Source organism: Flavobacterium xinjiangense (assembly GCF_900142885.1).
GTDB lineage: Bacteria > Bacteroidota > Bacteroidia > Flavobacteriales > Flavobacteriaceae > Flavobacterium > Flavobacterium xinjiangense.
Window position 1 is genome coordinate 148,946 of record NZ_FRCL01000007.1, and the last position, 14,589, is coordinate 163,534.

The 14,589-nt window shown below is 34.8% G+C and carries 12 protein-coding genes and 1 pseudogene; 4 read left to right on the forward strand and 9 right to left on the reverse strand.

The features are described 5' to 3' along the window. Positions 1-48: 48 nt before the first annotated feature. From BUC23_RS10270 to uvrC, 3 genes are all read right to left on the reverse strand, one after another. Positions 49-1,206, reverse strand: a complete 1,158-nt coding sequence (locus BUC23_RS10270; RefSeq protein WP_073209140.1) for a homogentisate 1,2-dioxygenase — start codon at positions 1,204-1,206, stop codon at positions 49-51. Positions 1,207-1,424: 218 nt separating this feature from the next. Beyond that, complete coding sequence (locus tag BUC23_RS10275; RefSeq protein ID WP_073209142.1) at positions 1,425-3,626, reverse strand: patatin-like phospholipase family protein; 2,202 nt, start codon at positions 3,624-3,626, stop codon at positions 1,425-1,427. A 40-nt stretch (positions 3,627-3,666) separates the two neighbouring features. Continuing rightward, positions 3,667-5,466, reverse strand: coding sequence for an excinuclease ABC subunit UvrC (gene uvrC, locus BUC23_RS10280; RefSeq protein ID WP_073209144.1), 1,800 nt, complete (start codon positions 5,464-5,466; stop codon positions 3,667-3,669). 127 nt (positions 5,467-5,593) lie between these two features. Here uvrC and BUC23_RS10285 point away from each other — a divergent pair, with 127 nt between their 5' ends. From BUC23_RS10285 to BUC23_RS10300, 4 genes are all read left to right on the forward strand, one after another. Continuing rightward, positions 5,594-6,577, forward strand: coding sequence for a succinylglutamate desuccinylase/aspartoacylase family protein (locus tag BUC23_RS10285; protein ID WP_084538328.1), 984 nt, complete (start codon positions 5,594-5,596; stop codon positions 6,575-6,577). 119 nt (positions 6,578-6,696) lie between these two features. After that, positions 6,697-7,983 (forward strand): pyridoxal phosphate-dependent decarboxylase family protein, encoded by a 1,287-nt coding sequence (locus BUC23_RS10290; protein WP_073209146.1) that lies wholly within the window; start codon positions 6,697-6,699, stop codon positions 7,981-7,983. After that, on the forward strand, positions 7,928-8,491 hold the full coding sequence (locus tag BUC23_RS10295) for a 5-formyltetrahydrofolate cyclo-ligase (protein WP_073209148.1): 564 nt from the start codon (positions 7,928-7,930) through the stop codon (positions 8,489-8,491). The genes BUC23_RS10290 and BUC23_RS10295 overlap by 56 nt, the downstream gene beginning before the upstream one ends. A 45-nt stretch (positions 8,492-8,536) precedes the next feature. Then, the gene (locus BUC23_RS10300; protein WP_073209150.1) at positions 8,537-8,737 is read left to right on the forward strand and encodes a hypothetical protein; all 201 of its coding nucleotides are present in this window, start codon (positions 8,537-8,539) and stop codon (positions 8,735-8,737) included. 63 nt (positions 8,738-8,800) lie between these two features. Here BUC23_RS10300 and BUC23_RS10305 read toward each other — a convergent pair whose 3' ends face one another. The 6 genes and pseudogenes from BUC23_RS10305 to BUC23_RS17715 form a co-directional block, all read right to left on the reverse strand. Further along, the gene (locus tag BUC23_RS10305; protein ID WP_073209152.1) at positions 8,801-9,400 is read right to left on the reverse strand and encodes a lipoprotein signal peptidase; all 600 of its coding nucleotides are present in this window, start codon (positions 9,398-9,400) and stop codon (positions 8,801-8,803) included. A gap of 85 nt (positions 9,401-9,485) precedes the next feature. After that, on the reverse strand, positions 9,486-9,866 hold the full coding sequence (locus BUC23_RS10310; protein WP_073209154.1) for a TraR/DksA family transcriptional regulator: 381 nt from the start codon (positions 9,864-9,866) through the stop codon (positions 9,486-9,488). A 7-nt stretch (positions 9,867-9,873) separates the two neighbouring features. After that, the gene (gene ileS / locus BUC23_RS10315) at positions 9,874-13,332 is read right to left on the reverse strand and encodes an isoleucine--tRNA ligase (protein WP_073209155.1); all 3,459 of its coding nucleotides are present in this window, start codon (positions 13,330-13,332) and stop codon (positions 9,874-9,876) included. Between the two features lie 269 nt (positions 13,333-13,601). Continuing rightward, entirely contained in the window at positions 13,602-13,805 is a 204-nt protein-coding gene (locus tag BUC23_RS10320; RefSeq protein ID WP_073209157.1) for a helix-turn-helix transcriptional regulator, read from the reverse strand. Then, entirely contained in the window at positions 13,795-14,259 is a 465-nt protein-coding gene (locus tag BUC23_RS10325) for a hypothetical protein (protein ID WP_073209159.1), read from the reverse strand. The genes BUC23_RS10320 and BUC23_RS10325 overlap by 11 nt, the downstream gene beginning before the upstream one ends. A gap of 109 nt (positions 14,260-14,368) precedes the next feature. Next, positions 14,369-14,525: pseudogene (locus BUC23_RS17715) on the reverse strand (DNA repair protein RecO); the annotation flags it as partial. Between the last annotated feature and the right edge of the window lie 64 nt (positions 14,526-14,589).

Consider the following 14,589-nt stretch of genomic DNA (forward strand, 5'->3'; position numbering starts at 1 on the left):
ACGAGACCAGGAAAAGATAAAGCGTACAGCAGGAAATAGCTCCTTATATTACTCTACCCAAGATTTATAATATTGTCCATCGTCTAGTCCCATAGCTTCTTCGGTTACCATTAACGGACGGAAAGTATCTACCATTACCGCTAATTCATGTGTTTCAGTATGTCCAATACTACGTTCCATAGCGCCTGGTGCCGGTCCATGAGGAATTCCTTTTGGGTGCAATGTGATATGACCCTGCTCAATATTATTACGTGACATGAAATCGCCATCTACATAATACAAAACCTCATCACTGTCTATATTACTGTGATTATAGGGCGCAGGAATGGCTTTTGGATGGTAATCGTACAGCCTTGGAACAAAAGAACAAACCACGAAAGTCGAAGTTTCAAAAGTTTGGTGTACTGGTGGTGGTTGATGAACTCTACCTGTTATAGGTTCAAAATTGTGAATACTAAATCCATAAGGAAAGTTGTAGCCGTCCCAACCCACAACATCAAAAGGATGTGTTGCATAGATAATTTCATGCATCATTCCCTCTTTTTTGATTTTGATCAGGAAATCGCCTTTTTCGTCATGCGTTTCTAACTCTGTTGGCAAAATAAAATCACGTTCGCAAAACGGCGAGTGTTCTAAATGTTGTCCCGACTCATTTTTATAACGCTTTGGTGTATAAAATGGAGCAAAAGATTCCACATAAAAAAGTCTGTTTTCTGATGTGTCAAAATCAATTTGATAAATCATTCCGCGCGGAATAATAAGGTAATCCCCGTATTCAAAAGGAATATTTCCCATCATGGTGCGCAATTTTCCTTTTCCTTTGTGAATGAAAATCATTTCATCAGCATCGGCATTTTTATAGAAATAATTACGCAAAGATTGCCTTGGCGCAGCTAATCCTATCGTACAGTCTTTATTTACAAGCATCGCTTTGCGGCTGTCTAAGAAATCATCTTCTGGTTTTAATTCAAAACCTTTCAATAACAACGATTTTATGTTTTTTCCAATGGCGATTTTTGGTTCAACCGAATACGATTTTGTAATTTCTTTTATTTGGGTTGGCCTATGAACATGGTAAAGCAAAGAAGAATGACCATGAAAACCCTCTGTTCCAAATAGTTGTTCGTAATACAAACCGCCATTTGGTTTTTCGAATTGTGTGTGTCTTTTTTGGGGAAAATTTCCCAATTTATGGTATAAAGGCATGACTTTTTAAATTAGATAATTATACAATGAGATAAAAAAAGTATTTAGATAATGATAGAATTAGATTGATTCAAGTGAATCTCTATTTAAATTTCTATTATCTAATTAATTTCTCATTCAGGATTTCTCTTGATAAGAAATTGCAGATATCCTAATAAACCGGTCCAAGTTGTTTTCATAATAACAAATATCGGAATTATTATTGAAATAAATTACAATTAAAATACAAACCCAATACTAAACCAGGTATATCCTTTTTTAGTTTCAGGTGACCAGGAATGTTTAATTTCTATAGGTCCAATTATCGTTTCTAATCCATATCCTACTGCATAACCAGTGTATTTGGGTATTGAAATCCAGTTTACCGTTTCAAAAAGCCTGTCGCCAATGTTAGCGACATTTAGTGAAAAATTGAAATGATTGTTTTTATAAAACTCATAATCGATGGTTCCCGTAGACTTAATATAGCTATTTCCTGCAATACTTAAGAAATCATATCCATAAAAATGCCTGAAATTATTTATCATATTATACCCATATCCCCCTAAAATAAAATCAAAGAAAGCAATACTTTCAGGACCAAAAGAAAAGCCTGCTTCCGTTTGAAATTTAAATGTAGCATTCTTGAAAAGGGTTGCTGCTATTCCAAAATCACCTTTTGCAATAGAGAAGGGATGAAAATCCCCAGTATGATTGGAAGAAAATAAATAAGACTGAATGTCACCTGAAAAATACCATCCTTTTGTAGGGAAATATTTGTTGTCAAAAGAATCATATTTCATGTATCCAAAAAGGCTGGTGTAAGTACTCTTGTCGATTAAAGGATTTATATTTGATAAAGTTTCAGAATTGATTTTCAAAAATTTATATTCTATTCCACCTCCTATTAAAAACTTTTGCACAAACAATGACTGAAAATAGAGCTGATTTGTAACATCTGAAAAATCGATATTTATAGAGCTGATTCCCAACGGTGATAAATCTATACTACTGATATCACTGGTAACATTCCTATTGAACTGATTAAATTGTGATTTAAAACCTAAACTTAAATTAAATCCATTCTCAATATAATAATCAAAATTATATCTGAAGTTATCCCCCAAAACTAAATCCAAAGACGCAATATCATTTTTGAACAACGTTTTTTTACGGCTCAGATTTATTAATACGGCACTTTTAAATAATCCGTCATAATGCAATCCAAATTTCAAGTAGGATTTAGTCGCATTCTCTTTTAAACTAAGATTCAACTCATCCCCATTCTTGTTGGGGTCTAAACTGTATGATATTGTACTAAAGTTCTGCGTGGCATTAATGTTATTTATTCCCATTAGCAAACCCTTATAATCCGTTTTGACTCCGGGCTTAAATCTTAATTTTCCTATGACATACGCTTTTGTATAATTATCCAACTCATTACAATTTATATCATTAATTTGTAAACTGTCGGATTCAATTTTTAGTTTCGGCTTCTTATATGGATTTGACTCATCAACAAGCATTTTTATCTTTTCGTAAACAGAGAATGTTGCGTCTTCCCCTGTTCTAATAATATCTTTCCCTTTGTCAAAAGAAATCACTCCGAATCCTTTAATATCTGGTTTTACGTAAATATCCGTTTCTTTTATATTTTGCTTCATTCGTTCTATTGAATGAAGGTTTGTAATTTGGACTAAAATTCGCGTAGCATTTTTAAGCTGTGTTCTGTCTGCTAAATCATCTTGAACATCGACACCAATTATAATATCAGCCCCCAATTCCCTTACGTGCTCAATTGGATAATTATTGGAAACGCCTCCGTCAACTAATAATTTTCCATCAATTTCAACCGGAGAAAAAAGAGATGGAAATGCGGAACTAGCCATCATTGCTTGTGCCAAATTACCTTTATTTAAGAGCACCTCGCGTCCTGTTTCTATATCAGTACCAATACATAAAAAAGGAATTGGAAGCTGACTGAAGTCTCTCACATGCCTAACATGCTTTGTCAGTCTGCTCATTAAATTATAATTGTACATCCCCTTTGATAATGCTTCCGGGATTCCAATTTTAAATTTATTAAATGGCAACACTAATGCATATAATTCATCATTACGCTTTTCATAGAAATTTTTTGATGTCCTTGGAATGAAATCGTTTAATAATTCATCGAAATTTGTTGCCTGAAAAATAGAATCAATCTGACTTGCATTGTATCCAGAGGCATACAATCCGCCCACAACCGCTCCCATACTGGTACCGCCTATATAATCAATCTTGATTCCCGATTCTTCTAAAACTTTCAAAACACCAATATGTGCAAATCCTTTAGCGCCACCGCCACTCAGAACCAAACCAACCTTAGGTCTTTTTTGCTCTTGTGAAAACAAAGTGAAACTCATAGAAAAAAAAATGAATAATAGAGCAATCTTCTTCATAAGCAGCAATTTGGTAGGTAATAGATTTGGGCTGTATTAATTATTCATTTGTTGTCTTGTAAAATTCGACAATTTTTTTGGCTTTTGATATACCTATAAGGTCAGAAATTTCTTTTTCTGCAGCCAACTTCAATCTTTTAACACTTTTAAAGTGCTGAATCAAAGTCAACATCGTTTTTTCTCCAATGCCAGGAATGCTTTCTATCGAGGAATTTAGTGCAGCTTTACTCCTTTTATCTCTGTGATGAGTGATCCCAAATCGATGCGCCTCATTTCTTAATTGTTGAATCACTTTCAAGGTTTCTGATCTTTTATCCAAATACAACGGAATGGAATCTCCGGGATAAAATAACTCCTCCAATCGTTTTGCAATTCCTATTATCGTAATTTTTCCTCTCAAACCCAATTCATCGATACTTTTCAATGCCGATGACAGTTGTCCTTTTCCACCGTCAATGATAATTAAATTCGGTAGCGGTTCATTTTCATCCAGCAATCGTTTGTATCTTCTATAAACCACTTCGGTCATCGAAGCAAAATCATCCGGCCCTTCGACTGTTTTTATATTAAAATGGCGATAGTCTTTCTTACTCGGTTTTCCATCCTTAAAAACCACACAAGCCGCTACAGGATTTGTTCCTTGAATATTCGAGTTATCAAAACATTCAATATGTCGTGGCTCGACTGGCAATCGCAAGTCTTTTTGCATTTGGGCCATAATCCTTTTCGTGTGGCGATCAGGATCTACAATTTGTAGTTGTTTTAATTGTTCGATTCTGTAAAACTTAGCATTTCGAATTGACAAATCCAAAATTTGCTTTTTATCTCCCAATTGCGGAACGGTGATTTTTATGTTTTCTCCCAAGTCAACGTGAAAAGGAACGATTACCTCTCGAGACAGCAGTTGAAAACGCTCTCTCAATTCGATAATAGCCAATTCTAATAATTCTTCATCGGATTCATCGAGTTTCTTTTTGATTTCCATGGTATGCGAACGAATAATCGAACCATGAGAAATTTGGAGAAAATTCACATAGGCTGCACTTTCATCCGAAACAATCGAAAACACATCGATATTGGTTATTTTTGGATTTACAATCGTAGAGCGTGATTGGTAATTTTCCAGTATTTCTATTTTTTCTTTGATTTTTTGCGCTTCTTCAAAATGCATTTCAGCAGCAAGATTGGTCATGACACGCTTGAAATCTTTCATACTTTCCTTGAAATTCCCTTTTAGAATTTCTCGAATTGCATCTACTTGCTTTTGGTAATTTTCTAAAGTTTCATGGCCTTCACAAGGTCCCATGCAATTCCCAATATGATATTCGAGACAAACTTTAAATTTCCCGCTTTCGATATTGCTTTTACTTAAATCATAATTGCAGGTTCTAAGCGGATACAATTCTTTGATTAGCTCCAGAATAGTGCTCACCGTTTTGAAACTCGTATAAGGTCCAAAATATTCCGACCCGTCTTTGACCATCCGTCTGGTGGCAAAAATACGCGAAAAAGGCTCTTTCTTAATACACAACCAAGGATAACTCTTGTCATCGCGCAACAACACATTGTATCGTGGCTGCAAGGTTTTTATTAGGTTATTTTCCAGTAAAAGTGCATCAGTTTCCGTAGGAACAACAATGTGCTTTATGGTTACAATCTTCTTTACTAGTACATTAGTTTTGGCTGTATCATGAATTTTATTAAAATAAGAAGAGACCCTTTTTTTTAAATTTTTGGCTTTACCAACATACAAAATTTTCCCTTCCTTGTCATAATATTGATAAACACCGGGACTATCAGGCAAGGTTTGGATTTGAAGGGCTAAAGTTGCTAAATTCATGTAACAAAGTTAATCTCAAAAATCCCGAAATACAAATCAATGCTATTGAAATCTTTCTGTTGAAATTTTTGTCGGAATTTTTGTTTCTAATTCGTTATTATCCTTATTTTTATGGTTTCAAGAACTTATGATAAAAAATAATTCCGCACCAATAATAATTTTTGGCGAAAGCATTATCCCAGGTGAAAGCAAAACAATCAATGTGGAAATCGCCCGATTGCATACCACAACCAAATTAAATATCCCCGTTATTGTTCGTCGTTCTAAAATTGACGGACCGGTTGTACTGTTTTCAGCAGGAATTCATGGTGACGAAATTAATGGAGTAGAAATCGTTCGACAACTCATCAGTAAAAAAATAAACAGGCCAAAAAAAGGAACTATTATCTGTATTCCAATTATCAACGTATATGGATTCGTCAATAAATCAAGAGAATTTCCTGATGGCCGAGATTTAAACAGAGTGTTTCCAGGAAGTAAAACCGGTTCTTTAGCTAGCCGATTTGCTTTTCATATTTTGACTGAAATCATGCCCGTTGTAAATTACGCAGTAGATTTTCATGCCGGAGGAGCCAGCCGATTCAATGCACCACAAATTCGCCTCGCACAACATAATGAAGAATTAAAAATATTAGCTGACGTTTTCAATGCTCCATTTACTTTGTATTCTAAAAATATTGCAGGTTCTTTCAGGAGTGCCAGCGAAAAATTAAATGTGAAAATGCTGCTTTTTGAAGGCGGAAAATCCCTGGATATCAATAATCATATTGCTGATGAAGGGGTAAATGGAGTTAAAAGATTGCTTTCACATCTTGACATGTTAGATCCAAAACACAATGTAATGGAACAAAAAATACCAACGATTTACATTGAAAAAAGTGGCTGGGTCAGAGCTAAATGTTCCGGCTTATTGCACGATTACAACACCATAGGTACTTTTTTGAAAAAAGGATCCATACTTGCTACCATAACGGATCCTTATGGAAAATTTGAACGAAAAGTAAAAGCTCCAAATGACGGTTATGTAATAAATGCTAATCTTTCGCCTATTGTATATGAAGGCGATGCCATTTATCATATGTCAAATACTGCTGAAAATGGAGACGAATAAAATCTCTTTTCAGTAACCACTTATTTTAAAAATCAAAATCATTTCAGGGAAACCAAAACCTAACAATTATCATATTTTTTATAGTTTTATACCAGTAGTTTTGACTAAAACTATTAGGTATGCAATTCTGGAAAAAATTATCCCAAAAAGAAAGACAAGAGCGCATTCAAAAAGCGTTGAACGAAAACGTGAATTTTGCACATGATGCTTCATTGGGTTATCCCGCATCTAAATTAGACGAAAAAGTATTCAATAGTGACGCTCCTTTCCTGAAAGATGCACCAACTCTTCAAACCTATGTAGCTAATCCTAATCATATTGGATGCCATACCCTTGGTACTTCCGAAAAAGCATTCAAAGGGACACAGGAAATGGAACGTGAGGTCTTGAATGTTCTTGCCGTGGATATTTTCAAAGCGCAACCCGATTCTTTTGACGGCTACATTGCTCCTGGCGGAACGGAAGCAAACATACAAGCCATCTGGATGTATCGCAATTATTTCCTGTATAAACTGAATGCAAAACCTGCTGAAATAGCAATTATTGCCTCAGAAGACACGCATTATTCCATTCCGAAAGCCGCTAATTTATTGATGCTCGATTGGTTAAAAATCCCCGTTGATTTCAAAACCCGTGTCATAGATGTTTTTTCTCTCGAAAATATCATTATCAATGCAAAAGAGCGGGGTAAAAAATATTTCATCATAATTTCAAATATGGGAACTACCATGTTTGGAGCAGTAGACAATCCGGACGATTATATCCAGATACTCGAAAAACATCAGCTAATATATAAACTGCACATTGATGGAGCCTATGGCGGATTTGTTTATCCTTTTAGCAATAAAGACTGCAACATCAATTTTGAGAATCCAAAAATCAGCTCCATAACCATTGACGCACACAAAATGCTTCAGGCCCCCTACGGAACCGGCGTGTTCATTTGCCGAAAAGGTTTGATCGAAAACGTACTGACCAAAGAAGCAGAATATGTTGAAGGAATGGATTTGACCCTTTGCGGAAGCCGCTCGGGGGCAAATGCCATAGCGGTCTGGATGATATTATTTACCTATGGTCCTTTTGGGTGGTGCGAAAAAATACGCATTTTACAAATGCGAACCGAGTGGTTATGTGAACAGTTAGACCAATTGAATCTGACTTATTTCAGGGAACCTTATATGAACATTGTAACAATTCCATCCGAACACATCACTAAAGCATTGGAAGAAAAATACGATTTGGTTCCTCAAAAACACGGTAATGGCAATCAATGGTATAAAATTGTGATTATGAACCACGTTGAAGTAGATCATTTGAGTACTTTTATAACCGATTTAAAAGCGACTATTCATGCTAAAAAAGGAATTACGACAAAAATACAAAGCGTTACGGAAACAACTTTCTGAAAACGAATTGGAGGAAATGAGTTTGGCCATTGCCAATAAACTACTGAAACTTCCCATTTGGGAGAAAAGCTATTTTCATATTTTCCTACCCATAACAGAACATCTGGAGGTAAATACCGAATTTATTCTGCATTTGCTTTCCGGCAAAGACAAAGAAATCATTATTTCTAAAAGTGATTTTGAAACTAGAAAAATGACCCATTTCTTACTTACAGACAACACCAAAATCAAGAAGAACGAATACAACATCCCGGAACCTGTTGATGGAATTGAAGTTCCTCCCAATAAAATTGAGGTTGTTTTTGTTCCGCTTTTAGCTTTCGACAAAAAAGGACATCGCGTGGGTTACGGCAAAGGATTTTATGACAATTTTTTATCTGAATGCAAATCGGAAACCATTAAAATTGGCCTATCTTTTTTTGAAGCCGAAGAATCAATTACAGATATCTTCAAAAGTGACATACAATTGGATTTTTGCGTTACGCCAAATTCAATCTATTCCTTTTAATTTTTTTAATCCGTACTTTCGCAAAGGATAAAACCAAAACAAACTATGAAAATATTTAAAAATTCAAGATTCGCAGTAACTATTTTAGTTGCAATATTTGCGATTTCGCTATCTAACTGTGCAGTTAGGGTGGGAACAACATCAAGCAGAGCCTCTTATAAGTCTAAGCAACTTCCTCCTGGACAGGCAAAAAAAATATATGGTGGAAAAAGCGCTAAACGTTACGCCCCAGGACAAAACAAATAAAAAAAAGACCTAATTTCATAATTTGAAATTAGGTCTTTTTTATTTTATAAAAGAGGGTTCAATCTATTTGTGATGAAATGCTTTTTTATTGAAAAAAATTAAGATCCCAACACCTGTTGAAATAGCCATATCGGCAATATTGAAAATCGCGTTAAAAAATGTAAAATTTCTCCCTCCCCATATTGGCACCCAAGAAGGCAAATCTCCCTGCCAAAAAGGAAAATAAAACATATCGACTACTTTACCGTGAAACCATGTTCCGTAAGGTCTGTCTGTAAACAATGTGGCCAATTGCTGGTGACTGTCGTCAAATATAACTCCGTAAAAAACAGAATCAATAATATTTCCAAAAGCTCCTGCAAGGATTAATGCAATAGCCACAATTAAGTAATTAGAACTGTGTTTTCTCTCCACAGAATCCCATAACCAATATCCAATTCCACCCACGGCTACTAATCTAAAAAGAGTCAGGAATAATTTTCCGTAAGCTCCCGGAATTACAGTTCCCCAAGCCATTCCTTCATTTTCTATGAAAAGAATTTTAAACCATTTAAAGACTTCGACTTCTTCCCCTAAAATAAAATTAGTTTTGATGTATATTTTTGAAACTTGATCAACAAGTAATATAATAAAAATAAGGAGATACGCTTTTCGTAATGACATTTTATAAATTTTAATGGCGCAAAAGTAACAATTTAATCAAAAAAAACGCCCCATTAGGAGCGTTAAATATTACACAACAAGTAGTTTATCTTTGCAAATTTTTTGCTTCGATACTCATTGTAGCGTGAGGAACGATTTTCAATCTTTCTTTCCCAATTAATTTGCCGGTAACTTTACATACACCGTATGTTTTATTTTCTACACGGAAGAGCGCATTCTTTAAATCACGAATAAACTTTTCCTGACGAATCGCCAGTTGCGAGTTTGCTTCTTTAGACATAGTTTCGCTTCCTTCTTCGAATGCTTTAAATGTTGGAGACGTATCGTCAGTACCATTATTCAAATCATTCATATACGCACTTTTTATCAAATCTAGATCTGCTTGCGCTTTCTGTATTTTGTTAAGTATTATCTCTTTAAACTCTGCTAAATCTGCGTCAGAGTATCTTGTAGCTTCATCTACCATTTTTATATTATTTTGAAATTAATAGCATTGTTTTTATTTCGTCAAATTCAATTTCCGTTCCGTTTTCTATTTCATCCACAAAAACCAAATCACGGGTTAATGTTTCTGATTTAATATAGTCTACATTTTTAAGAATTGCTTGTTCCAAAAGTCCATTTCTTTTCAATTGAACTTTAATTTTATCAGTAACTTCAAATCCTGAATCTTTACGGATATTCTGAATTCTGTTTACCAATTCTCTTGCAATCCCCTCTTGTTTCAACTCCTCAGAAATTGTAATATCAAGCGCAACCGTTATTCCGTTAGCATTTGCAACCAGCCAACCTTCAATATCTTGTGATGTTATTTCTACATCTTCTAAAGTTAAAATTACGTTATTTCCTGCAATAACAATATTCAGACTCCCTTCCTTATCCAACTGAGCGATTTGCTCTTTAGAAAACCCTTGTATCTCTTTGGAAATCAATCCCATATCTTTTCCAAAACGAGGTCCAAGTGTCTTAAAATTGGGTTTAATTTGTTTCACTAAAACACCCGAAGCAACGTCCAAAAGTACGATTTCTTTTACGTTAACCTCTGCTTTTATAAGATCAGAAACAGCCTCGATTTCAGCCCTCTGATTCTCGTCAAGTACTGGTATCATTACCTTTTGCAAAGGTTGACGCACCTTTATCATTTCCTTTTTTCGGAGTGATAAAACCAGTGATGAGATGGTCTGTGCCTTCTGCATTTTGCTCTCTAACATTTTATTAACATAGTTTTCAACCGAAATTGGGAACTCCGCCAAATGTACACTGTCGTATTTTTCCGACTGTGTTGCTACAGTTAAGTCTCTGTAAAGTTTGTCCATAAAGAACGGAGCGATTGGTGCGCCCAGTTTACTTATGGTTAACAAGCAAGTATATAAAGTTTGATAAGCTGCGATTTTATCTTGCGCATATTCCCCTTTCCAGAAGCGTCTTCTGCACAAACGAACGTACCAGTTGCTCAAGTTTTCCTGAACAAATTCGGAGATTGCACGAGCTGCTTTCGTTGGTTCGTAATCCGCATAAAATCCATCCACATCTTTCACCAAAGTATTCAATTCCGAGATAATCCATTGATCTATTTCCGGTCTTTCATTTACTGGAATTTCAGCTTCCGCAAAAGTAAAACCATCAATATTTGCATACAAACTAAAGAACGAGTAGGTATTGTATAATGTCCCAAAGAATTTTCTACGAACCTCAGCGATTCCCTCTAAGTCAAACTTCAAGTTATCCCAAGGATTCGCATTCGATATCATGTACCAACGCGTAGCATCAGGTCCATATTCTTTTAATGTTTCAAATGGATCTGCGGCATTTCCTAAACGCTTGGACATTTTTTGTCCGTTTTTGTCTAAAACCAATCCGTTTGAAACTACATTTTTATAGGCTACTTTGTCAAAAACTAAAGTTCCGATAGCATGCAATGTATAAAACCAGCCACGTGTTTGATCTACTCCTTCTGCAATGAAATCAGCAGGAAAATCTTTGTTTTGGTCAATTTTATCTTTGTTTTCAAAAGGATAATGCCATTGTGCATAAGGCATTGAACCCGAATCAAACCAAACGTCAATCAAATCAGCTTCACGCTTCATCGATTTTCCCGAAGCGGAAACCAACGTAATTTCATCAACCACATTTTTGTGCAAATCAATCAAATCATAATTGGATTCCTCCATATTTCCAATTTCAAAACCTTTGAAAGGATTTTCTTTTTGGAAACCTGCAGCGATTGATTTTTCTATTTCGTTGTATAATTCTTCTACAGAACCAATCAGAATCTCTTCCGTTCCTTCTTCAGTTCTCCAAATTGGCAATGGAATTCCCCAATATCTTGAACGCGATAAATTCCAGTCATTGGCGTTTTTCAACCAATTCCCAAAACGACCTTCTCCCGTAGCTTTTGGCTTCCAGTTGATGGTTTCGTTCAAGTCAAACATCCTGTCTCTAACCTCCGTGATTTTTATAAACCAGGAATCTAAAGGATAATATAAAATAGGCTTATCTGTTCTCCAACAATGTGGATAACTGTGCACGTATTTCTCAACTTTGAATGCTTTATTTTCTTCTTTTAATCGAATGGCAAGTTCCACATCTATAGAACGTTCCGGGGCTTCACCTTCGTTGTAATATTCGTTTTTTACATATTTACCGGCATATTCACCCACATGCGACGTGAATTTTCCCTGTAAATCTACTAACGGAACCGGAGTTCCATTTTCGTCCAAAACTAACATTGGCGGAACCTCTGGTATAGCTTCTTTGGCCACTTTTGCATCATCAGCACCAAATGTTGGTGCCGTATGTACAATTCCAGTTCCGTCTTCGGTAGTTACAAAATCACCTGAAATTACTCTAAAAGCATTTTCTGGATTTTGATAAGGCAATGCAAATCGCAGCAATTGTTCGTATTTTATTCCAACTAAATCCGAACCTTTGCATTCAGCGAGAACTTGGTAAGGAATTTTCTTATCGCCTTCTTTGAAATTTTCAAAATCAGTCGGCTCAGCACTTTCGAAGAAACCTTTTCCGAATTGTTTTCCAACTAAATTCTTAGCCAAAATCAAAGTTGCCGGACGGAAAGTATATTGGTTAAATGTCTTTACTAAAGCATATTCAATTTTTGGACCTACAGTCAAAGCCGTATTACTTGGCAATGTCCAAGGCGTTGTCGTCCAAGCCAAGAAATAGATTTCGTCTAAATCCAAAGCTTCTAATTTGTAATGCTGTAAATTTTTTGAAGTGATATAATCGTAAAACTTAGAAAACAATAATTCCTTGTGTTCCTCAATCACTTTAAATTGCGCTACAACTGTCGTGTCTGTTACATCACGGTAACTTCCCGGTTGATTCACTTCATGCGAACTCAATCCTGTTCCTGCTTTTGGAGAATACGGTTGGATTGTGTATCCTTTGTACATCAAATCCTTGTTGTAGATTTGTTTCAAAATCCACCAAACCGTTTCCATATATTTGGATTTGTACGTCACATATGGATCTTCCATATCAACCCAATATCCCATTTTTTCAGTCAAATCATTCCATACGTCCGTATAACGCATCACGGTTTTTTTACACGCTTCGTTGTATTCTTCGATGGAAATGGTTTTCCCAATATCTTCTTTGGTAATACCTAATTCTTTTTCAGTACCTAATTCCACAGGCAAACCATGAGTATCCCAACCAGCTTTACGCTTTACTTGGAACCCTTTTTGAGTTTTATATCTGCAAAAAATATCTTTAATCGCACGCGCCATTACGTGGTGAATTCCAGGCAATCCATTTGCCGAAGGCGGTCCTTCAAAAAATACAAATGGTGGGTTCCCTTCACGAGTGGTTACGCTTTTCTCGAATATGTTTTCTTTCTTCCAAAAATCCAGAACTTCTGACGCCACTGTAGGTAAGTCAAGTCCTTTGTATTCAGTAAATTTTGTGCTCATTTTATCCTTTTCTAAATCGAGGTGCGAAAGTAAGGAATTTTGAATAAAAGAAAGAAAAGATGAGAGAAAATAGACAAAATTGAATAGAGAATTCGATAAAATTCATCATAAGTCCGACAATAGTACATTCTAGGAGAAAACTTCTTTTAAGACGTCGAGTGATTTTGGTTTTCTTGAAACTTTTATTGCCTTGCAATTTTCTAAAGTGTCTTTGTTTTCAGAAAATTTGAATTGAATGCAATTTCTTATGAATTTAAAGCATTTAAGCCCTATTTATCATCATCTTCCAGTTCAAAAAAATCGTTGACTGATTTTCCAAACAACCTTGATAATTTTAACGCCAGAACTGTTGATGGCACAAAACGATTGGTTTCTATTGAATTTATCGTTTGCCTAGAAACACCTATTTTCTCTGCTAATTCCTCTTGAGTTAAATTTAAAATGGCGCGTTCTACTTTTAGTCTATTCTTCATTATATGCTCTTTTTAACTTCCTGAAAGTAAGAATTTGTGTAAAAAGCAAAAATCCTAATACAGAAATGTCCTTACTACCCTCCATCTTTGGCATTTTTGAAAAAACGGACATAAAGATATAGTTAATAAAGGGGAATGTTAAATACAACAATACCGCACTTATAACAGCATAATTATAAGATTGAGTGCGAATTTTTGTCATTAACTCATCTTCAATTTTTTCTTTCGAAATTGAAATTATAAGTAATCCCAAAATAGTACCTGACAAAGCGATTCTTTTAAATAAATCGTAATGTTTTTCTTCTAATATATAGGTATCAAGAGAGGTCACAATTGACAAAAACGATACGATAATTATCACTAAACCCACAATTTTAAATTTATTGGGAAGTTGATAGCCTGTGAATTTATTTATTTTTTCAATATCTCCTTTTTGTTTTGCTTTTAATTCCATAAAGTTAATTAGTTAAAGTCTGCTTTCCATAAAGAACAACATACTTGATTAAAAGACAAATATACTTTACTTTTAAACGCAAAACTTTATTTTCTCAAAAAATTTAAGTTTAAGAAAAAACTTCTTTTAAAACGTCCAGACATTTTGGTTTTTTGAACCCATCAAGGCGATAACTATAATAATCAATTAATATCTTTAAAAACAACCTGTCTTTCAATGATATGAAATGTTTTTTGATCATTATCAAATTTTAAATTGATCAGAAAAATTTTTATTTCATTCCGAAAAATGATACGGACATTAATAAAAAAAGTATCCTGAATTTTAAAT